Annotated in this window: 24 protein-coding genes; 13 read left to right on the top strand and 11 right to left on the bottom strand. The window is 69.1% G+C overall.

The features are described from left to right. Positions 1–22: 22 nt before the first annotated feature. From cydC to AC3WS6_RS17450, 5 genes are all read right to left on the bottom strand, one after another. Positions 23–1,690 carry a thiol reductant ABC exporter subunit CydC gene (cydC, locus tag AC3WS6_RS17430; RefSeq protein WP_492502271.1) on the bottom strand — a complete coding sequence of 556 codons (1,668 nt, stop codon included), beginning with the start codon at positions 1,688–1,690 and terminating at the stop codon, positions 23–25. 5 nt (positions 1,691–1,695) lie between these two features. After that, positions 1,696–3,318: a thiol reductant ABC exporter subunit CydD gene (cydD, locus tag AC3WS6_RS17435; RefSeq protein ID WP_492502272.1), complete on the bottom strand. Its 1,623-nt coding sequence runs from the start codon at positions 3,316–3,318 to the stop codon at positions 1,696–1,698. A gap of 109 nt (positions 3,319–3,427) precedes the next feature. Then, a complete protein-coding gene (gene cydB, locus AC3WS6_RS17440) occupies positions 3,428–4,450 on the bottom strand; it encodes a cytochrome d ubiquinol oxidase subunit II (RefSeq protein ID WP_492502273.1) in 1,023 nt (340 codons plus the stop codon). 14 nt (positions 4,451–4,464) lie between these two features. After that, positions 4,465–5,880 (bottom strand): cytochrome ubiquinol oxidase subunit I, encoded by a 1,416-nt coding sequence (locus AC3WS6_RS17445; RefSeq protein WP_492502274.1) that lies wholly within the window; start codon positions 5,878–5,880, stop codon positions 4,465–4,467. Between the two features lie 107 nt (positions 5,881–5,987). Then, on the bottom strand, positions 5,988–6,671 hold the full coding sequence (locus AC3WS6_RS17450) for an ArsR family transcriptional regulator (RefSeq protein WP_492502275.1): 684 nt from the start codon (positions 6,669–6,671) through the stop codon (positions 5,988–5,990). 100 nt (positions 6,672–6,771) lie between these two features. Here AC3WS6_RS17450 and radA point away from each other — a divergent pair, with 100 nt between their 5' ends. Continuing rightward, positions 6,772–8,139: a DNA repair protein RadA gene (gene radA / locus AC3WS6_RS17455; protein ID WP_492502276.1), complete on the top strand. Its 1,368-nt coding sequence runs from the start codon at positions 6,772–6,774 to the stop codon at positions 8,137–8,139. 241 nt (positions 8,140–8,380) lie between these two features. Here radA and AC3WS6_RS17460 read toward each other — a convergent pair whose 3' ends face one another. From AC3WS6_RS17460 to AC3WS6_RS17475, 4 genes are all read right to left on the bottom strand, one after another. Then, the gene (locus tag AC3WS6_RS17460) at positions 8,381–8,791 is read right to left on the bottom strand and encodes a dehydrogenase (RefSeq protein WP_492502277.1); all 411 of its coding nucleotides are present in this window, start codon (positions 8,789–8,791) and stop codon (positions 8,381–8,383) included. Positions 8,792–9,052: 261 nt separating this feature from the next. Further along, positions 9,053–9,742 carry a hypothetical protein gene (locus AC3WS6_RS17465; protein ID WP_492502278.1) on the bottom strand — a complete coding sequence of 230 codons (690 nt, stop codon included), beginning with the start codon at positions 9,740–9,742 and terminating at the stop codon, positions 9,053–9,055. 9 nt (positions 9,743–9,751) lie between these two features. Continuing rightward, complete coding sequence (locus tag AC3WS6_RS17470; protein ID WP_492502279.1) at positions 9,752–10,255, bottom strand: amino-acid N-acetyltransferase; 504 nt, start codon at positions 10,253–10,255, stop codon at positions 9,752–9,754. Positions 10,256–10,519: 264 nt separating this feature from the next. After that, a complete protein-coding gene (locus tag AC3WS6_RS17475; RefSeq protein ID WP_492502280.1) occupies positions 10,520–13,048 on the bottom strand; it encodes an ATP-dependent Clp protease ATP-binding subunit in 2,529 nt (842 codons plus the stop codon). A gap of 232 nt (positions 13,049–13,280) precedes the next feature. On the opposite strand from AC3WS6_RS17475, the gene AC3WS6_RS17480 reads away from it, so the two are divergent. The 4 genes from AC3WS6_RS17480 (at position 13,281) to AC3WS6_RS17495 (ending at position 16,347) form a co-directional block, all read left to right on the top strand. Continuing rightward, entirely contained in the window at positions 13,281–13,922 is a 642-nt protein-coding gene (locus tag AC3WS6_RS17480; RefSeq protein ID WP_492502281.1) for a hypothetical protein, read from the top strand. Continuing rightward, positions 13,922–14,566: a DUF2975 domain-containing protein gene (locus AC3WS6_RS17485; RefSeq protein ID WP_492502282.1), complete on the top strand. Its 645-nt coding sequence runs from the start codon at positions 13,922–13,924 to the stop codon at positions 14,564–14,566. Before AC3WS6_RS17480 ends, AC3WS6_RS17485 begins: the two co-directional genes overlap by 1 nt. Beyond that, positions 14,563–14,793 (top strand): helix-turn-helix domain-containing protein, encoded by a 231-nt coding sequence (locus AC3WS6_RS17490; protein ID WP_167948538.1) that lies wholly within the window; start codon positions 14,563–14,565, stop codon positions 14,791–14,793. The genes AC3WS6_RS17485 and AC3WS6_RS17490 overlap by 4 nt, the downstream gene beginning before the upstream one ends. A gap of 126 nt (positions 14,794–14,919) precedes the next feature. After that, positions 14,920–16,347 carry a dicarboxylate/amino acid:cation symporter gene (locus tag AC3WS6_RS17495; RefSeq protein WP_492502283.1) on the top strand — a complete coding sequence of 476 codons (1,428 nt, stop codon included), beginning with the start codon at positions 14,920–14,922 and terminating at the stop codon, positions 16,345–16,347. Positions 16,348–16,410: 63 nt separating this feature from the next. Here AC3WS6_RS17495 and AC3WS6_RS17500 read toward each other — a convergent pair whose 3' ends face one another. Then, the gene (locus AC3WS6_RS17500; protein WP_492502284.1) at positions 16,411–18,141 is read right to left on the bottom strand and encodes a cation:proton antiporter; all 1,731 of its coding nucleotides are present in this window, start codon (positions 18,139–18,141) and stop codon (positions 16,411–16,413) included. Positions 18,142–18,206: 65 nt separating this feature from the next. Continuing rightward, entirely contained in the window at positions 18,207–18,491 is a 285-nt protein-coding gene (locus AC3WS6_RS17505) for a MerR family transcriptional regulator (protein WP_492502285.1), read from the bottom strand. Between the two features lie 122 nt (positions 18,492–18,613). Between AC3WS6_RS17505 and AC3WS6_RS17510 the strand changes: the two genes are divergently transcribed. From AC3WS6_RS17510 to AC3WS6_RS17545, 8 genes are all read left to right on the top strand, one after another. Continuing rightward, a complete protein-coding gene (locus AC3WS6_RS17510) occupies positions 18,614–19,036 on the top strand; it encodes an Hsp20/alpha crystallin family protein (RefSeq protein WP_440737082.1) in 423 nt (140 codons plus the stop codon). A gap of 61 nt (positions 19,037–19,097) precedes the next feature. Continuing rightward, complete coding sequence (locus AC3WS6_RS17515) at positions 19,098–19,334, top strand: DUF2795 domain-containing protein (RefSeq protein ID WP_492502286.1); 237 nt, start codon at positions 19,098–19,100, stop codon at positions 19,332–19,334. Positions 19,335–19,398: 64 nt separating this feature from the next. Beyond that, on the top strand, positions 19,399–20,439 hold the full coding sequence (locus AC3WS6_RS17520; RefSeq protein ID WP_492502287.1) for an LLM class flavin-dependent oxidoreductase: 1,041 nt from the start codon (positions 19,399–19,401) through the stop codon (positions 20,437–20,439). A 225-nt stretch (positions 20,440–20,664) separates the two neighbouring features. Then, entirely contained in the window at positions 20,665–21,588 is a 924-nt protein-coding gene (locus tag AC3WS6_RS17525; RefSeq protein ID WP_492502288.1) for a putative endonuclease domain-containing protein, read from the top strand. Between the two features lie 251 nt (positions 21,589–21,839). Continuing rightward, positions 21,840–22,049: a methyltransferase gene (locus AC3WS6_RS17530; protein ID WP_140038123.1), complete on the top strand. Its 210-nt coding sequence runs from the start codon at positions 21,840–21,842 to the stop codon at positions 22,047–22,049. A gap of 93 nt (positions 22,050–22,142) precedes the next feature. Beyond that, positions 22,143–23,408, top strand: a complete 1,266-nt coding sequence (locus AC3WS6_RS17535; protein WP_492502289.1) for a molybdopterin molybdotransferase MoeA — start codon at positions 22,143–22,145, stop codon at positions 23,406–23,408. Beyond that, complete coding sequence (gene mobA, locus AC3WS6_RS17540) at positions 23,405–24,082, top strand: molybdenum cofactor guanylyltransferase (RefSeq protein WP_492502290.1); 678 nt, start codon at positions 23,405–23,407, stop codon at positions 24,080–24,082. Before AC3WS6_RS17535 ends, mobA begins: the two co-directional genes overlap by 4 nt. Beyond that, positions 24,079–24,363, top strand: coding sequence for a DUF6457 domain-containing protein (locus tag AC3WS6_RS17545; RefSeq protein ID WP_492502291.1), 285 nt, complete (start codon positions 24,079–24,081; stop codon positions 24,361–24,363). The genes mobA and AC3WS6_RS17545 overlap by 4 nt, the downstream gene beginning before the upstream one ends. Positions 24,364–24,464 lie beyond the last annotated feature (101 nt).

Raw genomic sequence — 24,464 nt, forward strand, 5'->3', positions numbered from 1 at the left:
AGCCGACCGAGACGAAACGCCCTCAACGCACCAGGACCGTGCGCCCGTCTTCGAGCCTGACGACCCGATCGACCGTCCCCGCGGGCGGGGCGACGTGCGAGATCAACAGCACCGACTGCTCCCCCGTCGCGGCGAGCAGGTCGCGCAGCAGCGCATCCGAGGCATCCGGATCGACGCCCGCCGTCGGCTCGTCGAGCACCAGCACCGGGAAGCCTCGCAGCAGTGCCCTCGCGAGGGAGATGCGCTGCGCCTGACCTCCCGACACGAGCCCGCCGCGATCGCCGACGCGCGCATCGAGTCCCCCGCGCTCGCGCACCCACGGCCCGAGGCCGACCCGTTCGAGCACCGCGAGCAGGTCGTCGTCGGTCGCCGACTCCCGAGCGAACAGCAGGTTCTGGCGGATGTCCTCGTCGAACAGCTGCGGGCTCTGCTCGCACAGCCCGATCGTGCGACGCAGTGCGGGGCCTGAGAGCGCCGCAGCATCCACGCCTCCGACGGAGTACTCGCCCTCGACCCGCAGGAATCCCACGAGCGCCGCGGCCAGTGAGCTCTTCCCCGCGCCACTCGGACCCGCGACCAGCACGCGCTCCCCCGGGCTCAGGTCGAGATCGACTCCCCGAAGTGCAGGCGTTCCACCCGGCCACCACGCTCGCACGTCTCGCAGCCGCAGCGCGGGAACACCGACGATCTCGGCATCCTCGCCGTCATCCGACCGCAGCTCGACCGGCACGTCATCAGGCAGCACGTCGACGATGCGCTCGGCGCTCGACAGCACGCTGCGCCAGGATGCCGCGGCGATCGGCACCGCGCCGAACACCTCGAACACGACCATCGGCACGAGCACGGCGACAGCGAGCCACGGACCGTCGATCGCGCCGGTACCGAGGCCCGGAGCCGCGACGGCCAGCGCCCAGACCGACGCCGCCCCCGCCACGGCCGAGACGACGCCCGCAGCGATCGCCTGGGCCAGGGATGCCGTGCTCACGGCGCGGCGCAACTCGGCATCCGCGTGCCGCACCCGCTCGCGCGCCTGCGGTTCGGCTCCGTACGCGAGCAGTACGTCGAGGGTGCCGAAGTAGTCGGTCAGTGCGGCCGACAGGTCGCCGCGTCGGCGCGACACGGCGGCCTCGGCGCGGGAGCCGAAGACCCAGCCCAGTCCGATCGCCGCAGCGGCAGCGATCACGAGGCAGGCGGCAAGAGTGAGCGCGGCCGGCACTGACACGAACGCGAGGAACCCGACCGACCCCAGCGCGACGAGTCCCGACACCGCGAGCGGCTGCACGACCCGCAGCGGCAGATTCTGCAGGTTCTCGACGTCATCGACGAGGGCGGAGAGCACCCGCCCGTGGTCCGTGCGACCGAGGCCAGCCGGCGACAGCGGAGTGAGGCGCCGCACCATATCGGCACGGGTCGAGGCGAGCTGACGCAGCGCGGCATCGTGTCCGCTCAGCCGCTCCAGATACCGGGTCACCGCTCGAGTCACCGCGAAGAACCGCACGCCGACCACCGCGATCGACAGCGGCACGAGAGAGTCGACGATCGACGCGCTGACGATCAGCCAGCCACTCACCGCCAACAGGCTCACCGCGGCGCCCGCCGACAGGAACCCCCAGATCAGGCCGGGGAGGAAGCGGCGGAGGGGCGGCTGCGCCAACCGCAGGATGCCGCGGACGCGCGCGGAGGTGTTCATCGTGCTCATACGTGCACCCCCAGCTCGACGACCGCATCGGCGATGGTCCGTGCCGATCGGCGATGCGAGACCAGAAGGATCGTCGCCCCGGCATCCGCCCGTTCCCGCAGCGAGGCCCAGAGCCGTGCTTCGGTGTCGGCGTCGAGAGCGCTCGACGGCTCGTCGAGGGCCAGCACGGCATCCGTCTGAGCAGCGTGCCGATACAGCGCCCGTGCGACCGCGACGCGCTGCGCCTGGCCGCCCGAGAGCCCACTCCCCTGCACACCGAGCTCGAGTGCGGAGTCGATGTCGTTCGCGCACGCGTCGTCGAGCGCACGGCGGATGCCGTCCGCATCCGGCTCGTCGTCGCCGAGGGCGACGTTCGCCGCGACCGTGCCCCGGCTGAGCTGCGGCCGCTGCCCCGCCCAGGCCAGCCAGGCCGATGGGGCGAGGTCGCGCACGTCGACGCCACCGAGCGTGGCCGCGCCCTCGAACTCGGCCCCGCCCCGCAGGGCGGCGAGCAGGCTGGACTTGCCCGCACCGCTCGGCCCCTCGATCAGGGTGATGGCGCCGGGCAGCGCGGTGAACGAGACGGGCGGCAGGTCGCGCACGCGCAGCTCGGTCACCACGAGGTCCCGCGCGCTCGCACTGCGCACACTCGCAGAAGAACCGCCCGCTGCATGCTGCACACTGTCGTCCCGGGCCTCGGCCGCGTCGAGAACCTCGAACACGTCCTCCGTCGCCGCGACGCCCTCGGATGCGGCGTGGAACTGCACCCCGACCTGGCGGATCGGCAGGAAGGCCTCGGGCGCGAGCAGCAGCACGAACAGGCCGACCTCGAGCGACAGATCGCCCGACAGCAGCCGGAATCCCACGGCGACGGCGATCAGCGCGACGGCGATCGACGCGAGCAGCTCCATCGAGAACCCCGACAGGAACGAGAAGCGCAGCACCTTCATGGTCTCGCGACGGTACTCGTCGGCGGTGTGCTCGATCTGCGCGGCGGCCCGGCGTTCGCGGCCGAACAGTCGCAGCGTCGAGAGTCCCTGCACGGTGTCGGCGAATCGCGCGGCGAGCCGCTGCAACGTCTGCCACTGCGTCCGCTGCACCGTGCGGGTGGCGATGCCGATCAGGATCAGGAAGAGCGGGATGAGCGGCAGCGTGATGAGGGCCGTCAGGCCGCTCGGCCAGTCCTGCCACCACATGACGGCGACGATCACCGGCGTCGCGACGACCGTCAGCACGAGCTGGGGGATGTATCGCGCGAAGTACGCGTCGAGCGCCTCGAGGCCGTGACCGGCGGTGACGGCGAGCTCCGCCTGATTGCGCTGCGCGAGCCACCCGGGTCCGAGGCGGCCGACGGCGGCGATCAGCGCAGCGCGCAGCTGCATCCCGGTCTTCGCCGCGGCGCGGGTCCCGGCGGCATCGGACGCGGCGATCAGCACGCCCCGCAGCGCGGCGAGCCCGAGCAACCAGAGCAGTGTGGTCGTGACATCCCGCCCCGCGAGGGCGCCGGTGACGGCATCCGTCAGCATCCAGGCGAAGGCGATCGTGACCGCCGTCTGCACGACGCCGATCAGGCCCGACAGCAGCAGGAATCCGCGGGCGGCGCTCGCATACCGCAGGAGGCGGATGTCGACCGGCTTCATGCGTCACCTCGTTTCGTCTCGGGCACGCTCCGCGCGGCCTCGCTCAACGACCAGCCCCCGGTCGTTGAGCGAGCGAAGCGAGACGAAACGCAGCCCACGATGACAAGTCTCACGCGTGCGCCGGGGCCCCCTCGATCGAGCTGCGGGTGACGCGCTTGCGGAAGATCCAATACGTCCAGGTCTGGTACGCGAGCACCAGCGGCAGGGCGATCAAGGCGGTCCAGCTCATGATCGTCAGCGTATACGGCGTGCTCGAGGCGTTCTCGATCGTGAGGCTGAACGCCGGGTCGATGGTCGAGGGCATCACATAGGGGAACAGCGCCGCGAACAGCATCACGACAGCGGATGCCACGGTCACGGCGCCCGCGGTGAAGGCCCGACCGTCACGTCCGCGCATCGAGAACAGCACCGAGGCGATCAGGGCGAGGGCGGCGACGAGCCCGCATCCGACGACCATGAGCATCAGCGGAGACTCGCGACCCCAGGCGATGCCGATCGTCCAGAGCACGGTGCCGGCCGCCGCGAGGATGGTCGGCCCGGCGGCGAGCTTGACCAGGCGACGAGCATCCGCGTGCACCTGCCCGTCGGTCTTGAGCGAGACGAACAGCACGCCGTGCAGGAAGAACAGCAGCAGGGTCGTGACGCCGACGAGCAGCGAGTACGGGTTGAGCAGCGCGAAGAACCCGCCCACGTAGATGTGGTTCTCGTTGATCGCCACGCCCTGCACGATGTTCCCGAAGGCGACGCCCCAGAGCAGCGCGGGCACGGCCGAGCCGATCACGATCATCCGGTCGAAGCCGGCCTTCCATTGCTTGCCCTCGCGCTGGTGGCGGTACTCGAACGACACCCCGCGCAGGATGAGCGCCAGCAGAATGAGCAGCAGCGGCAGGTAGAACCCGCTGAACAGCGTCGCGTACCACTCGGGGAACGACGCGAACAGGCAGGCGCCCGCGACGATGACCCAGGTCTCGTTGAGATCCCAGATGGGGCCGATCGTGTTGATGACCTGGCGACGCGAGACGTCGTTCCTGCCGAGGAACGGCAGCGACATGCCCACACCGAAGTCGAATCCGTCGAGCACGAAGTAGCCGACGAAGAGGAAGGCGACGATCCAGAACCACATGTATTCCATGACTGTTCCCTTTCTCAGTACACGACCGACGGCAGCTGGGCCGTCTCCTCGTGGGGCTGCTCTTCGGTGTCCGGGCCCTTCTGGGCCGCGCGGATGATGAGGCGGATCTCGACCACGGCGAGCGCGGCATAGATCGCGGTGAAGGCGATCAGCGAGATCAGCACCTCGACGCCGCTGACGCCCGGCGAGACGCCGTCCTGCGTGGTCATCAGGCCGAAGACGATCCAGGGCTGCCTGCCCATCTCGGTGAAGACCCACCCCATGATGTTGGCGACGAGCGCGAGCGGGAACGACCAGATCGCGAGCTTCCACATCCACGGCGCCGGCGGCTTCTTGGCGCCCTTGCGGGTGACCCAGAGGCCGACCACGGCGACGAGAGCGGCGGCCATGCCGAGGCCGATCATCCAGCGGAACGCCCAGTAGGTGACCCAGAGGATCGGGGCGAACTCGGTGAGGCCGGTGTCGGCGAAGGTCGTCGCGTACTCGGCGTTGAGGTCGTTGATGCCGTGCACGCACGCGTCGAACGTGTGCGTCGACAGCAGCGACAGCAGGTAGGGCACGCGGATGCTGAACAGCTCGGAGCTGCCGTCGGGGGTGCCGAGGGTGAAGAGGCTGAACGAGGCATCCGGCCCGCACACCGTGTTGAAGGTCGCCTCGGCGGCGGCCATCTTCATCGGCTGTGCGGCGTACATCGCGAGCCCCAGCTGATCGCCCGTGAGCACGACGCCGGCGGTCGAGACGATCATCGCCCACAGGCCGAACTTGAGGGAGATGCGCATGGTGTCGAAGTGCTGGCCGCGTGCCAGGTGCCAGGCCGACACCGAGATGACGACACCGGCGGCGAACATCAGCGCACCGAAGATCGTGTGCGGGAAGGCGGCGAGCGCGACGGGGTTGGTCAGCAGCGCCCAGAAGTCGGTGAGCTCGGCGCGGTTGGTCTCGGGGTTGAAGACGTAGCCGACCGGGTTCTGCATGAAGGCATTGGCGGCGATGATGAAGTACGCCGACAGGATGCTGCCGATCGAGACGCACCAGATCGTGGCGAGGTGCAGCTTCTGCGGGAGCTTGTCCCAGCCGAAGATCCAGAGGCCGATGAAGGTGGCCTCGAAGAAGAACGCGAGCAGACCCTCGAAGGCCAGCGGGGCGCCGAAGACGTCGCCGACGAAGCGGGAGTAGTCCGACCAGTTCATGCCGAACTGGAACTCCTGCACGATGCCCGTCACGACGCCCATGGCGAAGTTGATGAGGAAGATCTTGCCGAAGAAGCGCGTCAGATGCAGGTACTGCACCTTGCCGGTGCGCACCCACGCGGTCTGGAAGATCGCGGCGACCAGCGCCATGCCGATCGTCAGGGGCACGAACAGGTAGTGGTAGACGGTCGTCAGACCGAACTGCCATCGAGACAGGACCAGCGGGTCAAGCCATTCCATGAGCCACTCCTTCTTCCGTGCTCTGGTGATCCAGCGCCGGGTGACACGCTAACGACGGGCCCGCCGCCTCCGATGGGCCGCCGACCGTGAATAAGACAGATGCTCGCCTAGGCGGCGGTCATCTCCGACAGACGCAGCTGCACGGTGCAATCCGCCGGGAGGGCGGAGGTGCGCACGGCCTCGGCGGCGAGCGGCCCACCGGCTTCGGTGAGCACCCCCTGCATGAGGCCGAGGTGCACGGAGCACAGCATCGGACGGTCTTCGACGCGCCCCGCGGCGTGCGGGCACGGGCTGAGATCGACGGTGAGCTGCTCGTCGTCGACGACGGGCTCGAAGCCGCTCTCCTCCAGGTGTTCGATGAGGGCATCCAGCTGGTAGGTCGCGTCACGACCGAGAGCGGATGCCGAGGCAGGAAGGACCCGACGCAGCAGGTCGCCGCGCGCGGCGGCAGCCTTCGCCTTGTCGCGGGCGATGGGGCTCGAGGCGTCGCTCGTGCCGGTTGCGGCGCTGTAGAGGGTGCGCGGGCGCCCGCGGGTGGTGCGGTGCTCGGTGGTCTGCAAGACGTAGCCGCCCTCGATGAGCCGCTGCAGGTGCTCGCGCACGGTGTTGGGGTGCAGCCCCGTGGCCTCGCACAGTTCGCCGATCGTGCGCTGCGCGCGCATCTGCGCTGCGCTGCCGTCGACGGGGCGGATGCCGCTCCCGGCCGCCGAACCGTCATCGAACAGCGCGTGCAGTATCCGCACTCGCGAGAAGCTCGAGATCGGCCCGTAGACGGGCCCGGGGGTGGCCATGAACCCAGTATCCCGTTGTGCGACAAGGGCCGGAAGCGATTCGGCCGTGAATAATGCCCGCTGCAATAGGGATGTCGGATACCGGCGATAGCCTGGCTGCATGGCCACCCGCAAACCCGCTCCCCCCGCCTATGTCTGCACGGAATGCGGGTGGACGACCGCCAAGTGGGTGGGCCGCTGTGCCGAGTGCCAGCAGTGGGGAACCGTGCAGGAGCAGGGGGCACAGACCGGCATCCTGAGCCGGGTCGCGCCGCTCGCACCGACAGCCGACCGCGCCGCCCGCCCGATCACGCAGATCACGACCGCCGACGCGCCTCGACGCTCGAGCGGCGTCGGCGAATTCGACCGGGTGCTCGGCGGCGGCATCGTGCCGGGGGCCGCGATCCTGCTGAGCGGTGAGCCGGGAGTCGGAAAGTCGACGCTGCTGCTCGAGGTGGCGGCGCAGGCCGCGCGAGGCGGCCGCCGCGTGCTCTATGCGAGTGCCGAGGAGTCCCCGGGCCAGGTGCGTCTGCGCGCCGAACGCACCGGAGCCCTGCACGACGAGCTCTACCTCGCGAGCGAGACCGACCTCGCGACGATCCTGGGTCACATCGACGCGGTGCAGCCGCAGCTCGTGATCGTCGACTCGGTGCAGACGGTGTCGTCGTCGCTGATCGACGGCGCGGCCGGTCAGCCGAGTCAGGTGCGCGAGGTGGCGGCGACGCTGATCCGCGTGGCCAAAGACCGCGGGCTGCCCGTCATCATCGTCGGGCATGTCACGAAAGACGGCCAGGTCGCGGGCCCGCGTGTGCTCGAGCATCTGGTCGACGTGGTCTGCCACTTCGAGGGCGACCGGCAGACATCGCTGCGCTTCATCCGCGCGCTGAAGAACAGGTTCGGCCCCACCGACGAGGTCGGATGCTTCGAGATGACCGGCGACGGCATCGCCGAAGTGCCCGATCCCTCAGGGCTGTTCCTCTCGCAGGGCGAGACCGAGCCCGGCACCTGCGTCGCGATCTCACTTGAGGGCCGCCGTGCTCTGCCGGTCGAGGTGCAGGCGCTCACGATCGACACCTCGGCCCCGAACCCGCGACGTGTGGTGCACGGTCTCGATGCCTCGCGCGTGGCGATGGTGCTGGCGATCCTCGAGAGACGCGCGGGCATCAGGACGAGCAACCTCGACGTCTACGTGTCGACCGTCGGCGGTGTGCGCTTCACCGAGCCCGCGGCCGATCTCGCCATCGCCGTCGCCGTCGCCGGTTCCATCCAGCAGATCAGGGTGCCGCGCACGGTCGCTGCCGTGGGCGAGTTGAGCCTCGCCGGCGAGATCCGCCCCGTCACGCAGTCGGCGCAGCGGCGATCCGAGGCCTCGCGCCTGGGTTACGAGCAGGTGGTCGACGATCGGTCCAAGACCCTGCGCGCCGCGCTGAACGACGTCCGCGCCCGCAACACCTCACGCCGCCCCGAGCGCGACATTCCGCCCTTCTGATCCGCTTCCCTCGGTCGGTGAGCGACGTTTCGTCTCGGGCGGCTCCGCCGTCCTCGCTCAACGAACGACGTGCGTCACCCCACCCCGGTCGTTGAGCGTCACCCGACCCCGGTCGGTGAGCGACGTTTCGTCTCGGTCGGCTCCGCCGTCCTCGCTCAACGAACGACGTGCGTCACCCCACCCCGGTCGTTGAGCGAGGAGCGAAGCACCGAGACGAAACGCCCCGACGACACCGCCCGCGTCAGGCGTCGAGAGCCTTGAGGATCTCCTCGGGAGACGCCTGCATCGGATGCGGGCCGGCGATGTCCAAGAAGACCGTCGTGATCGGATGCGTGGCGAGGAAAGCCCGCAGCCAGTCCGCGCTGTAGATCCCGACGCCGGGAGGCAGGTTCGCGGGCTTGTTCTTCGCGTCGCTGAACAGCAGCAGCGCGAGGTCGCCGGTGTTCGGGTCGCGATACGTCCACACCTCGCCGCTGTCGAGCGGGTTGTCGCGCGCACCGGGCTTGATCAGCGGCACCACGGTCGTGCCGTGGCGCAGCGCGAGGGCGACGGCGGCGATGTCCTGCTTCTCGAGCGCCTGCGCGAGAGCATCCGACCGGAAGTCCTCGGGCGCGGGCTTGTTCTTACCGGACTTCGCCTTCTTCGATGCCATGGCTCCAGCCTATTCCCGGACCGAGCATCCCCCGGCGCGAAGAGCGACGACGATGCGGGGTACGAAATTGGGCCCTCTCGAATGACCATTGGGGATGGATGCAGTCGAAAGGGCCCGGGGCTCTCGGGCGGCAGTGTCGAAGCGCTGGGGACGCTATGGTTCGACGCCACTGGGGATGGCATGGCGCCGCAAGATCTAGAGAGCCACCTCTATGGTATCCCAAAGAACCGGCAGTGTCAGCACGGGCGAGAGCCCGACCGATCAGTAGAGCAGGATCTGCGCGGTGGTCGCCGCGGGGAACCCGCCGATCTCGACCGACACGTGATACGACGAGCCTCCGCCGGGAGCACGTGGGCGGTTCTCCTGCGCGCAGGTGTCGACGCTCGACCGCGTGCGATCCCACACCACCGGCTCCTTGCTCGTGACGGTGGCCCCCGCCGCGAGGGTCGCGATCATGCTGCTCGGATTCTCCTGGCAGTCGGTGGATCGCCACCACACATCGTCACCGCTCGAGACGGTGAACCGCTGCGTCGTCGATCCGACATCGATCGTGCAATCGGCCGATCCGCGGTTCGTGAGGGAGATCGAGAGGTTCGGCAGTGCCCCCGCGGGGTAGGACTCAGCATCCGTGACCGCGGTCACATCGATGTCGCCGGCCTGGCACGCGACGAGTCCGGGCGTCTCTTCGACGCTGGGACCGTCGGTCGGCGTCTCGCCCTCCTGCGTCTGCGACGGTGAGGGAGAGGGCGATTCGCTCGCTTCCGCACCCGTGGTCGGGGCCGTCGACGGCGTCGACGACGAGGTCGGAACCGGTGACGCCTCGGACGCCGCAGCCCAGGGCCGCGCGACCAGCAACCACACCGAGACGCCGACGACGGCGAGCACCACGATCAACGCGATCAGGGTCACCAGGCGCCGACGACGATAGACGGCGGCAGACTGACGAGGCATGAGTCCAGGTTAGTTGAGGCTCTTGATCATCCTGGTGTTCCCCAGGGTGTTCGGCTTGACGTGCGCGAGGTCGAGGAACTCCTCGACACCGGCGTCACCGCTGCGCAGCAGCTGCGAGTACACGTCGGGGTCGACGACCTGTTCGCCGATAGGCGTGTAGCCGCGGCGACCGAAGAAATCGACCTCGAAGGTCAGGCAGAAGAGCCGACTCAGTCCGAGCACGCGGGCGTTCTGCTCGAGATGCCCGACGATCGCACCGCCGACGCCGTGGTGCAGCCAGTCGTCGCGCACCATGAGCGTGCGCACCTCGCCCAGGTCCTCCCAGAAGACGTGCAGCGCGCCGCATCCGATGAGCTCTCCGTCGGCCTCGGCGACGACGAACTCCTGCACGGCGCCGTAGAGCACCGCCAGATCCTTGCCGAGAAGGATGCGCTGCTCGACCATCGGCTGCAGAAGGGCCCGGATGCCGATGACGTCGGCGCTGCGCGCCGCACGGACGATGTAGTCGCTCACACCCTCAAGCCTAGAACCCGAGACCTCCCGGGAACCTGAACCACCCCCGGCCGTTGCCCACCCCCCGGCCGTTCGCCCCCCGCCCCCGGCCGTTCGAAACCACCCCCGGCCGTTCGAAACACCCCCCGGCCGTTCGAATCGCCTGCTTTGCAGAAAGTCGGGGCCGAAAACTGCATAGTGCGCGATTCGAACGGGAGGAACGGCCCCCACCGGACACGACAGAAGGGGCGGATGCCGCAGCATCCGCCCCTTCTGTCGTGAGGACTACTCCCCGCTGGCGACCGCCAGGTCGGGAGTGCCCGAGATCGCGCCGCCGCCGGTGTTGACGCCGACTGCGACCTTCTCGCCACGGGGACCGTGCTCGAAGAGGAACTCGCCGTCTTTCGCGTCGACCTTCACGTGGTCGCCGGGGTTCAGCTCGCCGTGCAGGATCTTCTCGGACAGACGGTCCTCGACCTCGTGCTGCATCGCGCGACGCAGCGGTCGAGCACCGAGCGCCGGGTCGAACCCGATCTCGATGAGACGCTCCTTGGCGGCCTGCGAGAGCTCGATCGTCATGTCGCGGTCGAGCAGACGCTCGCCGAGGCGCTTCGTGAACAGATCGACGATCTGCACGAGCTCTTCCTTCGACAGCTGCGGGAACACGATGATGTCGTCGACACGGTTGAGGAACTCGGGCTTGAAGTTGCGCTTGAGCTCTTCGTTGACCTTGCCCTTCATCCGCTCGTAGTTCGTCGAGTTGACGCCCTCGATCTGGAATCCGACCGGACCACCGGCGATGTCACGAGCACCGAGGTTGGTGGTCATGATGATGACGGTGTTCTTGAAGTCGATCACGCGGCCCTGACCATCGGTCAGTCGACCCTCTTCGAGGATCTGCAGCAGCGAGTTGAAGATGTCGGGGTGGGCCTTCTCGATCTCGTCGAACAGCACCACGCTGAACGGCTTGCGGCGCACCTTCTCGGTGAGCTGGCCGCCCTCTTCGAATCCGACGAATCCGGGAGGGGCACCGAACAGACGCGAGACCGTGTGCTTCTCACCGAACTCGCTCATGTCGAGCGAGATCAGCGCAGCCTCGTCGTCGAACAGGAACTCGGCGAGCGCCTTGGCGAGCTCGGTCTTTCCGACACCCGTGGGGCCGGCGAAGATGAACGAGCCCGAGGGACGCTTCGGGTCCTTGAGACCGGCGCGCTGACGACGGATCGTCTTGGAGAGAGCCGCGATGGCCTCTTCCTGACCGATGACGCGCTGGTGCAGCGCCTTCTCCATGAAGACGAGTCGCGAGGACTCCTCTTCCGTCAGCTTGAAGACCGGGATGCCGGTGGCCTGTGCGAGCACCTCGGCGATCAGGCCCTCGTCGACGACCGCCTGGGTCGCGACGTCACCCGAACGCCACTGCTTCTCGAGGCGCAGGCGCTCCGCGAGGAGGCTCTTCTCCTCGTCGCGCAGCGACGCGGCCTTCTCGAAGTCCTGCTCTTCCGAGGCAAGCTCCTTCTGCTCGCGCACCTTGGCGATCTTCTCGTCGAACTCGCGCAGCTCCGGCGGCGAAGACAGGATGCTGAGGCGCAGGCGGGCGCCGGCCTCGTCGATCAGGTCGATCGCCTTGTCGGGCAGGAAGCGGTCCGACACGTAGCGGTCGGCGAGGTTCGATGCCGCGACGATCGCGCCGTCGGTGATCTGCACCTTGTGGTGCGCCTCGTAGCGGTCGCGCAGGCCCTTGAGGATGTTGATCGTGTGAGGGAGGCTCGGCTCGTTCACCTGGATCGACTGGAAGCGTCGCTCGAGAGCGGCATCCTTCTCGAAGTGCTTGCGGTACTCGTCGAGCGTGGTGGCTCCGATGGTCTGCAGCTCGCCACGAGCGAGGAGCGGCTTGAGGATGCTGGCCGCATCGATCGCGCCCTCGGCGGCACCCGCACCCACCAGGGTGTGGATCTCGTCGATGAAGACGATGATGTCGCCGCGCGTGCGGATCTCCTTGGTGACCTTCTTCAGGCGCTCTTCGAAGTCACCGCGGTAGCGGGAACCGGCGATGAGAGAGCCGAGGTCGAGCGAGTAGAGCTGCTTGTCCTTCAGCGTCTCGGGCACATCGCCCTTGACGATCGCCTGGGCGAGTCCCTCGACGACGGCGGTCTTGCCGACGCCGGGCTCACCGATCAGCACGGGGTTGTTCTTGGAGCGGCGCGACAGGATCTGCATGACCCGCTCGATCTCCTTCTCGCGCCCGATGACCGGGTCGAGCTTGTTGTCGCGTGCGGCCTGCGTCAGGTTGCGACCGAACTGGTCGAGCACCTGCGAGCCGCCCTGGGCGCTCGGGGTGTCGTTCGACTGCGCGCCGACGGCTGCCGGCTCACGGCCGGGGGCACCCGAGAGCAGCTGGATGACCTGCTGGCGCACCTTGTTCAGGTCGGCGCCGAGCTTGACGAGGACCTGGGCTGCGACACCCTCGCCCTCGCGGATGAGACCGAGCAGGATGTGCTCGGTTCCGATGTAGTTGTGGCCGAGCTGCAGCGCCTCGCGGAGGCTGAGCTCGAGCACCTTCTTGGCGCGCGGCGTGAACGGGATGTGGCCGGTCGGCTGCTGCTGACCCTGGCCGATGATGTCCTGAACCTGCTCGCGGACGGCGTCAAGGGAGATGCCGAGGCTTTCGAGCGCCTTGGCTGCGACACCCTCACCCTCGTGGATGAGGCCGAGCAGGATGTGCTCGGTGCCGATGTAGTTGTGGTTGAGCATCTTCGCCTCTTCTTGGGCGAGGACGACCACTCGACGGGCTCGGTCCGTGAATCTCTCGAACATGCTGTGACTCCTTATTCGCACTGGGCGAAGCGCTGAGTCCTGCGACGGTCTCCGCGCCTGTACATCGAGAGTAACCACCGTGCGGATGACGTATGCCCGTGTTCGCCGTCGGCATAGCGCCACGACATCCGGCGATATCTGCGGTTCCCCCGACGGGGGTCTTGACGCTCCTTATCGATTCTCGTTATGTTAACGACTATCGGTAATATCGAAGATCGATAAGGAGCACATCATGACCTCGACGAAGAACCGCACGCTGTCTCGCGGAGACACCGGAGCGATGATCGGCTTCTGCGTCTCGGGAGCCCTGATCGCCGCCTACATCACCGTGTTCTCGATCATGCGCATCATCGAGCTCGCACGTGGCGTGGATGTTCCGGTGCGGGTCGAATTCGCCGGGCCCCACACTTCCGTCGACGTGCCGCTCACCGCGGGCACCAGCGTCTCCGCCCAGCTCGACAGCGCGACACTGACGGCGGCGGAGCTGCCCGCGGTCGCGACAGTGCCCGGGATCATCGGCCAGGTGCTGCAGATCGTCACGATCGTCGTCGTGATCGGATGCCTGATCCTGCTCGCCCGTCGCACGCTCGACGGCCGCGTGTTCAGCCGTCGCAGCACCGCCCTGGTCGCGACCGCCGGAATGACCGGACTGCTGGGCTTCGCCGCGGTGCGGCTCTTCGAGAACATGCTCGCGAACGCCACAGTGGCCGCCGTCACCGACAACGGGCTCGACAATGCGGTCATCACCGTCGAGCCGTTCACCTTCATCCTCGCCGCCTTCGTGATCGCCCTCATCACCACGGTCTTCTCGATCGGCGACCGGCTGCAGCGCGAGAAGACCACCCTCGAGGACGACACGAAGGGACTCGTCTGATGAGCACGTCGTCAGGCCGCACCACGACCCGGTCGCAGAGCGCGGATGCGATCACCGTGATCCTCTTCGGCGCCGCCGCCGTGGTGGTCACCGCCATCAGCTCGGTGCTGCGTGTGCTCGGCACGTTCCGCGACCAGGGCATCGCGTGGTCGATCCCCATCGACGAGCAGCCGATCAGTGCGACAGTCGACTCGGGAGCCACCAGCATCGAGGGCATCGCGCAGCAGGCGATGGTGTTCGCCACGGGAGTGGATGCCGTCTCGACCGCGGCGATCATCGGCTCGCTCGTGCTGTGGACGCTCGCTCCGCTCATCGTGATCGCCGGGATCATGCTCGTGGCATGGAACTTCCTGCGCGGGCGCTTCTTCGTGCCGGGGAACGCCAGAGCGTTCGACGCGATCGGGTGGACACTCACCCTTGCCCCCGTGCTCATCGTGCTGCTCGAGCACATGGGGCGCAACGGGGTGCTCGTGGCTATCGGCGCAGAATCGGGCGATCCCGCACACCCGATCGCGTTCTGGACGATCGTGCCGCTCTTCGCGACCGGCGTGGCGGTGGGACTGATCGCCGCCGCGTTCCGTCAGGGCATCCGCCTGCAGCGCACGAACGCCGCCCTCGAGAACGACACGAGGGGCCTCGTATGACGCCGGCCGAGAGCGACGACGAGCTCACCGGTATCCACTGCCGGCTCGACGAGCTGCTCGCCGAACGCGGGATGACGCTCACCGAGCTGAGCGCGCGCGTCGGCGTCAGCATCGTCAACCTGTCGGTGCTGAAGAACGATCGCGCGCGGGCGATCCGATACTCGACGCTGCGGGCCATCTGCGATGCGCTGGGCTGCGAGGTCGGTGACCTGCTCGTGCTCGCCTGATCTCCGGGTTCCGGATGCCGCGGCATCCGTCATCCTTCGTCATGTCGGCCCCGCGTCTCGCATCGCCCTTCTAGCGTGGGGACCTGCGCGCACACGGCGCGCACCGATTCTGGAGTCCCCAATCCAATGAGCACCACCGTCCGCGCCGCCAAGGCGCCAGACACCCGCGGTCCCGTCCGGAAGCTGCTGACGTCGTTCGGCTTCCAGATCCTCGCAGCCCTCGTCCTCGGCATCGCCGCCGGCCTGATCGCCCGTCAGCTGGGTGCGACCGGCGACGAGCCGAACGGCCTCTCGGCCACCCTCGACACGATCGGCAGCTCGTACGTCACACTGCTGCGCACCGCCGTCGTGCCGCTGATCTTCACCGCGATCGTGGCGAGCATCTCGAACCTGCGTCGTGTGCAGAACGCCGCCCGCCTGGCCGGACAGACCCTGCTGTGGTTCGCGATCACCGCGTTCATCGCCGTGACCATCGGCATCGTGCTGGGACTCGTGATCCAGCCCGGCTCGCGAGCGGGCGACGATCTCGACCCGAGCGCCCCCTACACCGTGGGCACCTGGTGGAACTTCCTTCTCGGGTTGATCCCGCAGAACTTCCTCGGCCTCAGCGTCAGCACCAACCCCGGCGCCGCAGAGGGCACGTTCTCGTCGAGCGTGAACTTCAACATCCTGCAGGTCATCGTGATCGCGGTCGCCGTCGGCATCGCGGCGCTCAAGGCCGGCAAGAAGGCAGAGCCCTTCCTGGCGTTCACCGAGTCGCTGCTCAAGGTCATCCAGCGCGTGCTGTGGTGGATCATCCGCATCGCCCCGATCGGCACCTTCGGCCTGATCGGCGCCGCGGTCGTCGAGTACGGCTGGGAGAAGCTCGCCTCCCTCGGGTGGTTCGCGATCGCGATCTACATCGGCCTCGCTCTCGTGCTCTTCGTGGTCTACCCGGTGCTCGTGAAGACGAACGGACTGTCGATCCGGCAGTACTTCTCGGGCGTCTGGCCCGCCGTGCAGCTGGCGTTCGTCAGCCGCTCGTCGATCGGCACCCTGCCCCTCACCGAGCGGGTGACCGAGCGCAACCTCGGCGTGCCCCGCTCGTACGCCTCGTTCGCCGTGCCGTTCGGCGCGACCACCAAGATGGACGGCTGCGCCGCGATCTACCCGGCCATCGCCGCGATCTTCGTCGCCCAGTTCTTCGGCATCGAGCTCACCCTCGTGCAGTACCTGCTGATCGTGCTCGTCTCGGTCGTCGGCTCTGCCGCGACCGCGGGCACCACCGGCGCGACCGTCATGCTCACCCTGACGTTGTCGACCCTCGGCCTGCCGCTCGAGGGCGTCGGCCTGCTGCTCGCGATCGACCCGATCCTCGACATGGGCCGCACCGCGGTCAACGTCGCGGGCCAGGCGCTCGTGCCCACCATCGTCGCCAAGCGCGAGGGCATCCTCGACGAGGAGCTCTACAACGCGCCCCGTGAGGGACTGCCGTTCGCCGACGACTCCGCCGACGACGACGCACCCGAGACGGATGCCGCCGCATCCGAGCGCGAGCCGGCCGGCACTCGCTGACCGGTTTCTCTCGCCGACCGAGCGCCTCGTCCCGTCTCCGGGGCGGGGCGCTTGTCGTTCCTGCTACGCGCGCCCGGGCTGGCGCGTGGCGGCGCGGGTGTCGAGGGCCAGCTCCTCGGCATCCATCGCGGTCATGAGCTCGCGCATGACCTCCTCGTCGAGGTTGCCGGCGTCGCGCTCGGCGAGCAGGATCTCGCGGCGCACCTGCAGCCATCCCCGAGTGAGGGCCGCGAGGTCTTCGTACGAGGGCCGGGCGACGGCATCCTCGACCTGCTGCGCCTCGTCGGTGTCTCTCTCGACCCGGGTCATGCGCTTCGTGAACGCGTCGAACACCCCGATGTCGACGGTGCCGTACTTCGCCTCCCACTCGACGCGCTTCTCAGCCAGATACGCCTTGCCCGCCTCGCGACTCTTGGCCTTGACCTCGGCGATCGCCTGCTCGTCTTCGTGATCGTCGACGTCGCTCGCGATACCGAGCCCCTTGATCAGCACCGGCAGAGTGAGCCCCTGCAGCAACAGCGTGCCCACCGTCACGACGAAGGCGACGACCACGATCGCGTGCGAGGGCTCGGTGTCGAGCGCGGCGAGGTCGGCCGCGGCGAGCGCGGTCGCCAGGGTGACGACTCCGCGCATCCCCGCCCACGAGATGACGGCGTTGTCCTTCCAGGTCAGCTGCAGCCCGGCCATGCGGTCGCGCACGATCTTGGACCGCAGTTCTTCGGCGCTGTACTGCTTCCAGCGCTTCGAGTCGCGGCGTCGCTCGTCGAAGGCACCGGATTCGACCGAGCGGTCCCAGCGTTCGAGCCGCCTGCGGTCTTGGAAGTTCGCCCAGAGATTCGCCGGATAGACGTAGAGCGGTCGCACGATCAGCACGACCAGCAGCACCGCACCCGACAGCACCAGGATGCGACCGACCTCCTCGCCCCCGAGGTCGCTGAGCACCCGCGGGAACTGCAGTCCGATGTACGCGAAGACGAAGCTCTCGAGCAGCAGGTCGGCCGACAGCCACAGCGGCGCCTCCTGCTGACGGGTCGTGTAGTCGGTGCGCGGCGAGTTGTATCCGACATAGAGCCCCATCGCGACCACCGCGAGCACTCCCGACCCGAGCAGGTGCTCGGCGATCGCGTACGCGCCGAACGGAGCGAGCAGACCGAAGGTGCCGATCACGACCGGGTCGCTGATGCGCATGCGCAGCTGGTGCAGCACGATGCCGAAGACGAGTCCGACCGCCACGCCGACGCCGACCGCGAGAAGGAACTGCCAGATGCCGTCCCAGACGGTCAGCGTCGCGCCGGCGATGATCGCCGCGAACACGCGGTAGAGGGTGAGCGAGGTCGCGTCGTTGATCAGGCTCTCCCCCGACAGCACCGTCATGATGCGCCGCGGCAGGCCGAGCTTGCGGCCGATCGCGGCCGCCGAGACCGCGTCGGGCGGGGCGACGATGGCACCGAGCAGCAGCGCGCCGGGCAGCGTCAGCGACGGCAGGATCCACCACGCCACGAGTCCGACGGCCACGGCGGTGAGCAGCACGAGGGTGATCCCGAGACGACGGATCTGCGGAAGGCTGCGCCGGAATCCGACGAACGAGACGTCGAGCGCCGCCGAGTAGAGCAGCGGCGGCAGCACGAGGTTCAGCAGCAGGTGGCCATCGATCTCGACCTCGGGCACGAAGGGCAGGAAGGATGCCGCGAGCGCGACCACCGTGACGAGCAGCGGTGCCGGCCACCCGCGCCAGCGGGCGATCGCCGCCACGACGACAGCACCGACGAGCACGTAGAAGATCTCGGCATCCATGCCTTAAAAGTACTGCCCTCGCGCGTCCGTCGCAGTGCAGCGCGGCGCCCCTCAGGGGGCTTCGGTCACGGGCGCTCGTCGGCGAGTTCGTCGCGGAGCCCGGCGTTCTCGTCCTCCAGATCGAGCACGCGTCGGATGCCGACGATGTTGATGCCCTCGACGCGCAGCCCGGTCACCCGGCGGATGCGCTCGAGGTCGTCGTCGCTGTAGCGGCGCGTGCCCCCGTCGCTGCGCGCAGGGGTGACCAGCCCCTTCGCCTCGAAGAGCCGCAGGCTGGCCTCGGGGACCCCGCTGAGCTGCGCGGCGACGGCGATGCCGTAGACCGGCATGCTCGGATCGCGATCGTTCATCGGCACCTCCTTCACATGAGGCTTGCATTCTATCTCGCGTTGTTCTATAAAAAATCTATAGCAACGGTTGCAGATAATCTGCACCGGAGGCGCCCAGCCGGGCCACACGAAAGGAGACACTCATGGCCATGTCATTCGATCCGTTCAGTCAGCTCGACCGCTTCGCCGCGAGCGTGCTGGACTCCGTCCGCGCACCGCGTCTCATGCCGGTGGACCTCTTCCGCGACGGCGACAGGTACGTCCTGCACGCCGACCTCCCCGGCATCGATCCGGGGTCGATCGACGTCGACCTCGACGGCGGGCAGCTCACGATCCGCGCCCAGCGCACGGCCGACGGCCGCGAAGGCGTGCGCTGGCTCGCCCGTGAGCGCGGGGCGGGCTCGTTCCTGCGCCAATTCACGCTCGGCGACGGTGTCGACCTCGACGCGATCAGCGCCTCGTACGAGAGCGGCGTGCTCTCGGTGATCATCCCGGTCAGCGAGCGCGCGAAGCCGCGCAAGATCGAGGTCGAGTCGAGCGACAGCCGACAGTCGATCACCGCCTGAATCGCGGGGTGGGCCGGGATTCCTCGGCCCACCCCTCCTCCCTCCGGAAAGGACGATTCCCATGCACACCTCCTCTGCTCTCGACCGGTTCCTCCGCGGCATGGAGTATCCGGCGACGCGCGACGACCTGCTCCGCGAAGCTGCCCGTGACGGCCTCGGCCACGATGACCGAGCAGCCCTCGCTCAGCTTCCCGAGCAGAGCTTCAGCGCCGCCTGGCACATCCGCTATCACCTCACGCGCCGCGCACTGACGGAGGAGCTCGCTCCGTCAGCATCCGTCGTTCCCGTCGCGGCCTGAGTCGCACCGACAACGATCGGGGCGGGCGGGAATGTCACGCCCGCCCCTGCCGTTGCATTCGGGGATGACTTCCACCGCGCTCTCCGTCCTCGACCTCGTCCCGGTTCGCACCGGCCAGACCAGTGCCGAGGCGATCTCCTCCTCCCTCGATCTCGCCGCCGTCGCCGACCGTCTCGGCTACCGCCGCTACTGGTTCGCCGAGCACCACAACATGCCGGCCGTGGCATCCACCACACCCCCGGTGCTGATCGCCGCCGCCGCGATGCGCACGTCGAAGATCCGTCTCGGCTCGGGCGGCGTCATGCTGCCGAACCACGCGCCGCTCATCGTCGCCGAGCAGTTCGCGGCTCTCGAGGCGATCGCGCCCGGACGCATCGACCTCGGCCTCGGCCGCGCCCCCGGCAGCGACCCCGTCATCACCCAGCTGCTGCGCGGATCGGGCACCACCAGCGACGTCGAGCAGTTCCCACGCAACGTGCAGGACATCGCCGCGCTCATCTCGGGCGAGGGCGCCACGGTGCGCTTCACCTCGGGCGGCGAGTACACGGTGCACGCGACCCCGTCGGCCACCGGCAGCCCCGAGGTCTGGCTTCTCGGATCGAGCGACTATTCGGCGCAGCTCGCCGCATCCCACGGGCTGCCCTATGTCTTCGCGAACCACTTCTCGGGTCAGGGCCTCGAACGCGCTCTCGACCTCTACCGCACCGGTTATCAGCCGAGCGAAGAGCACCCCGAGCCGCGCACGTTCCTCACGATCAACGTGGTCGCCTCGCCGACGCAGGAAGAAGCCGAGGCCCGCGCCCTCCCCCAGCTGCGCATGATGTCGCGTCTGCGCCTGAACAAGCCGCTCATCGCCCTCGAGACCGTCGAAGAAGCGCTCGCGGCGGAATCGGATGCCGCGACCGACCAGGTCGTCGAAGCCGCCCGCTCGCGCTGGTTCGTCGGCACCGGCGAGTCGGTCGCCGCCGAGATCCGCGCGTTCGCCGAGAAGTACGGCGTCGACGAGGTCATGCTGTCGCCGGTCGCCGGTGCGTACGAGTCCGAGCCGCGGGATGCTGCCGCCGGCCGCGCACAGACGCTCGAACTCATCGCCGCAGCGCTGTAGACGCGGTCGCCGCATCCATTCCGCCACGCGGGGCCACTTTCGCATCCGAAAAGCGGTTTCGAGATGCAGAAGTGACCCCGCTCGCGGCGAAGGATGCAGAAGTGACCCCGCTCGCGGCGAAGGAACGCACCACAGACGCTGTCCACAGGCACGACTTATCCACAATTCTCAGGATGCCGCCGAGCACGAATCCCCGGCCGCGCTGCGCTCACCGACCGTGAGGGGATGCGCCATCGGATACCCCTGCCCGACGAACTCGGCCGTCATTTCAGCGTGACGCAGGCCGCGGCCGTGGGGGTCGGGCGGGGCCGAGCCGGCGCCCGCGATCTCGACCGCCCGTTCCGCGGCGTGCGGTCGGTCACTGCAGCGGACACGCCGCTCGAGCGGGTCGCCGCCTTCGCGCCCCGCCTGCACCGCGGTCAGCTCATCGGCGGCGAGACCGCGCTGCGGATGTGGGGGTATCCGTACCCCGGCGAGTGGAGCGTCGAAGCCCCGATCGTCGTGGTTGTGGCGACGGGGTCAGCCCGGGCCCGCAGCCGCGGTGTCACCGGCCGACGCCTGGCAGAGGGACGAGCCCATGCGTGGCGGATCGACGGCATCCCGGTGATCGATCCGGTCGCGGCGCTGTTCATGTGCGCGGCGATGCTGACCGATGATCAGGCGGTCATCATCCTCGAGGCGCTCATCAGCACAGCCGACAACTATCCCGGTCTGCGTGCAGGACGTCCACCGCTCACGGTGTCGGACATCGAACAACGCCTGCAGGTCTGGGGTCGTTTCCCCGGGTCTCGACGAATCCGTGACTCGCTGCACCGCGCCCGAGATGGAGTGGAATCGCCGAAGGAGACGGAGACGCGGCTGCGCATCGTGGCCGCGGGTCTTCCTGAACCCGTCGTGCAGTACGAGATCCACGAGAACGGCATCCTCCTCGCTCGCAGCGACCTGGCGTATCCCTCCCTCAGGATTGCGATCGAGTATGAAGGCGACGGCCACCGCACGAGCCGAGATCAGTGGCGGCGCGACATCCAGCGGCAACGCCAGCTCGAGGACAACGGATGGATCATCATCCGCGTGACGCAGCTCGACCTCGACGACGGCGGCCGGATGCTGCTCGACCGCATCCGGGGCGCGGTGGCGTCCCGCCGTTGACGCTCACTTCCCCCTGATCCCTACTGCCCCCTCCCCCCAGCCGGGGCCACTTCCGCATCCGATGCACCAGCCGGGGCCACTTCCGCATCCAAACCACCCCGTGCCGGTGCGAAAGTGGCCCCGCGCAAAACGGCGGGCGCGCGAATCGACGCAGTAGCGCGGCGGGAGCACGGATCCCGGGCGCCCGAATCCGGGGCTGGTATTCCGGCACTCCGGGGCGTAGCGTCACCAGCAACGGAAGGGGTTCGATGATGAGCACTACCAAGACTCTGGCACTCTGGGTGGCCTACGGCACGAACGGCGTCGTCGGCAGCATCCGACATGACGACGAGGGGTACACCGTGGTCATGGCCGGCTCGGATGCCGCGACGGGCACGTACCCGAACCTGGAATCGGCGAAGGGCGCGCTCCATTCGCACATGCTGCCGGGCAGCGGCTGGCCGATGTTCCGCGAGCACTGACTCGCGGACGGAGGGCAGGGGTAAACGGGAGGGCAGGGGTGGAGGGGGCGACGCGGTCGCGGGGCATCCCCGCGACCGTCGTACGCTGACTGCATGCGAACCGCCACCTCCCTCGCGCCATCGACCATGCGTACGGTCGCCGAGCAGCAGGCGAAGGTGCTGGCCGCGGTTCGGCCGCTGGATGCCGAGTCGATGCCGATCGCGCACGCAGCGGGCCGCACACTCGCCGCCGACGTGCACGCGCGCCTCGACGTTCCGCTGTTCGACAACTCCGCGATGGACGGTTATGCGGTCCTGTTCGCCGACGTCGAGGCGGCCACGGCCCAGCATCCGGTCGAGCTCAGGGTGATCGCCGACCTTCCGGCAGGTGCGGCCGAAGAACCCGAGCTTCGTGCGGGGGTCGCCGCGCGCATCATGACCGGCGCTCCTCTGCCGCGCACCGCGACCGCGGTCGTACCCTTCGAGCACACCCGTGACGGGCTGCAGGCGTGGGACGCCCCCGCGATCGTGACCACTGCCCCGCCCCGAGAAGGCGCCCGCATCCGCCGCCGCGGCGAAGAACTCCGCGCGGGCTCGGTCGTCGCGGAAGCGGGCACCGTGCTCGGCCCACTGCAGCTCTCGGCCATCGCGGCCACGGGCGTCGACACCGTGCAGGTGCGTCGTCGCCCTCGGGTCGCGGTCATCTCGACGGGCAGCGAGCTCGCACCTCCCGGCGCAGACCTCGCGCGCGGCCAGATCCCCGAGTCGAACTCGGTGCTGCTCGCCGCCCTGTGCGCAGAGGCGGGTGCCGACGTCGTCTCGGTGGACACGGTGACCGATGAGGATGCCGCATTCATCGCCCTCCTCGACCACGCGCTCGACGAGGCCCACGTCGATGTCGTGGTCACGTCCGGCGGAGTCAGCGCCGGCGCCCGCGAGGTCGTCAAGAACGTGCTGCGCGATCGCATCGAGTTCGGGGCTGTCGCCATGCAGCCGGGCAAGCCGCAGGCCTTCGGACGCCTCGGCGACGCGCTCGTGTTCGGCCTGCCGGGCAACCCCGCCGGTGTCGCGGCGTCGTTCGAGGCGTTCGTGCGCCCGGCGCTGCTCGCGCTTCACGACGGCGCGGCGCTGCAACGCCCGATGCTCCGCCTCGCGACCACGGCGGGGTGGCGCAGCCCGACGGGACGCCAGCAGTACGTGCCGGTCACGCTCGACCGATCCGATGCCGCCGCCTGGTCGGTGCGTCCGGCAGCCGCAGACGGGTCGCCCGGCGCGCACCTCGCCGCAGGACTCGCCCGAGCGGATGCCTACGCGGTCGTGCCCGCCGAAGTGTCGGCCGTCTCGGCAGGCGACCTCGTCGACGTGATGCTGCTCTCATGACCGAGCCACCTGCAACACCCCCGACAGCCCCGACACCCCCGACACCCGCGACCGCCGCGATCATCCTCGCGGGCGGGCGGGCGTCCCGGCTCGACGGTGCCGCCAAGCCGCTGCTCGACGTCGGCGGCCGCACGCTGCTCGACCGCGCCGTCGCGGCCGTCGACGGATACAGTCCCCTCATCGTCGTCGGCCCGCAGACCCCGACCCACGACCGCGTCGTCTGGACCCGCGAGGCTCCGGCGTACGGGGGTCCGGTCGCGGGCATCGTCGCGGGGCTGGCCCTCGTCGACACCGCCGAGGTCGTGCTGCTGGCTGCCGATCTGCCGAACGCCGAAGACGCCGTCGCGTTGCTGCGGCGGCATCCGCCCCTCGTCGGCGGCACGGATCACGAAGACGACCTCGACGGCGTCTGCCTGACCGACGACGCAGGGCGGATGCAGTGGCTGACCGGCCGCTACCGCACCGCAGCTCTCCGCGCGTCTGCCGCGGCGCTGCCCGACGACGGCCGCGACGCATCGATGCGGTCGCTGCTCGCGCCCCTCACCCTCACCGCCATGCCCGCCGGGGACATGGTGGCGGACATCGACACATGGGACGATCTCGAGCGAGAGCGCGCCCGGGCCTCGGCATCGAGGCCCCCACGAGACAGCGCGCCAGATGAGGAGACGACATGACCGACACGCCGCAGCACCTTCCGGTCGACGCGCTGGACGACTGGACGACAGCCGTCTGCACAGCGCTCGGGATCGATCGCGACGTGGTCGACGTCGCGCTGCTGCTCGATCTCGCCCGCGATGTCGCGCACGGCGTCGCACGCCCTGCCGCCCCGCTCAGCGCCTACCTCGCCGGGCTCGCCGCGGGGCGAGCCGGCGGCAGTCGCGAAGACACCGCCGCGGCGGTCGCAGCCATCACCGCGCTCGCCGAGTCCTGGCACGGTCGCGGCGAGGATTCCTGACGTTCTCACGATCCTTCGGCCGCAATGATCGGTCCTCGATCGTGCGGTCACGGGTCACTGCGGTGCCCGAGTCCACGCGGGCGCTCATGCAGGTCAGCGCG

The organism is Microbacterium sp. EB106-03-03-XG65 (genome assembly GCF_058791955.1).

Coding starts and splice junctions, on each gene's coding strand:
- cydB (WP_492502273.1), bottom strand. CDS start 4,450: ATGGAATACATGTGGTTCTGGATCGTCGCCTTCCTCTTCGTCGGCTAC.
- AC3WS6_RS17525 (WP_492502288.1), top strand. CDS start 20,665: ATGCGCCATCGGATACCCCTGCCCGACGAACTCGGCCGTCATTTCAGC.
- mobA (WP_492502290.1), top strand. CDS start 23,405: ATGACCGAGCCACCTGCAACACCCCCGACAGCCCCGACACCCCCGACA.
- AC3WS6_RS17450 (WP_492502275.1), bottom strand. CDS start 6,671: ATGGCCACCCCCGGGCCCGTCTACGGGCCGATCTCGAGCTTCTCGCGA.
- cydD (WP_492502272.1), bottom strand. CDS start 3,318: ATGAAGCCGGTCGACATCCGCCTCCTGCGGTATGCGAGCGCCGCCCGC.
- AC3WS6_RS17490 (WP_167948538.1), top strand. CDS start 14,563: ATGACGCCGGCCGAGAGCGACGACGAGCTCACCGGTATCCACTGCCGG.
- AC3WS6_RS17495 (WP_492502283.1), top strand. CDS start 14,920: ATGAGCACCACCGTCCGCGCCGCCAAGGCGCCAGACACCCGCGGTCCC.
- AC3WS6_RS17460 (WP_492502277.1), bottom strand. CDS start 8,791: ATGGCATCGAAGAAGGCGAAGTCCGGTAAGAACAAGCCCGCGCCCGAG.
- AC3WS6_RS17445 (WP_492502274.1), bottom strand. CDS start 5,880: ATGGAATGGCTTGACCCGCTGGTCCTGTCTCGATGGCAGTTCGGTCTG.
- AC3WS6_RS17510 (WP_440737082.1), top strand. CDS start 18,614: ATGGCCATGTCATTCGATCCGTTCAGTCAGCTCGACCGCTTCGCCGCG.
- cydC (WP_492502271.1), bottom strand. CDS start 1,690: ATGAACACCTCCGCGCGCGTCCGCGGCATCCTGCGGTTGGCGCAGCCG.
- AC3WS6_RS17480 (WP_492502281.1), top strand. CDS start 13,281: ATGACCTCGACGAAGAACCGCACGCTGTCTCGCGGAGACACCGGAGCG.
- AC3WS6_RS17475 (WP_492502280.1), bottom strand. CDS start 13,048: ATGTTCGAGAGATTCACGGACCGAGCCCGTCGAGTGGTCGTCCTCGCC.
- AC3WS6_RS17465 (WP_492502278.1), bottom strand. CDS start 9,742: ATGCCTCGTCAGTCTGCCGCCGTCTATCGTCGTCGGCGCCTGGTGACC.
- radA (WP_492502276.1), top strand. CDS start 6,772: ATGGCCACCCGCAAACCCGCTCCCCCCGCCTATGTCTGCACGGAATGC.
- AC3WS6_RS17530 (WP_140038123.1), top strand. CDS start 21,840: ATGAGCACTACCAAGACTCTGGCACTCTGGGTGGCCTACGGCACGAAC.
- AC3WS6_RS17545 (WP_492502291.1), top strand. CDS start 24,079: ATGACCGACACGCCGCAGCACCTTCCGGTCGACGCGCTGGACGACTGG.
- AC3WS6_RS17505 (WP_492502285.1), bottom strand. CDS start 18,491: ATGAACGATCGCGATCCGAGCATGCCGGTCTACGGCATCGCCGTCGCC.
- AC3WS6_RS17520 (WP_492502287.1), top strand. CDS start 19,399: ATGACTTCCACCGCGCTCTCCGTCCTCGACCTCGTCCCGGTTCGCACC.
- AC3WS6_RS17515 (WP_492502286.1), top strand. CDS start 19,098: ATGCACACCTCCTCTGCTCTCGACCGGTTCCTCCGCGGCATGGAGTAT.
- AC3WS6_RS17500 (WP_492502284.1), bottom strand. CDS start 18,141: ATGGATGCCGAGATCTTCTACGTGCTCGTCGGTGCTGTCGTCGTGGCG.
- AC3WS6_RS17485 (WP_492502282.1), top strand. CDS start 13,922: ATGAGCACGTCGTCAGGCCGCACCACGACCCGGTCGCAGAGCGCGGAT.
- AC3WS6_RS17535 (WP_492502289.1), top strand. CDS start 22,143: ATGCGAACCGCCACCTCCCTCGCGCCATCGACCATGCGTACGGTCGCC.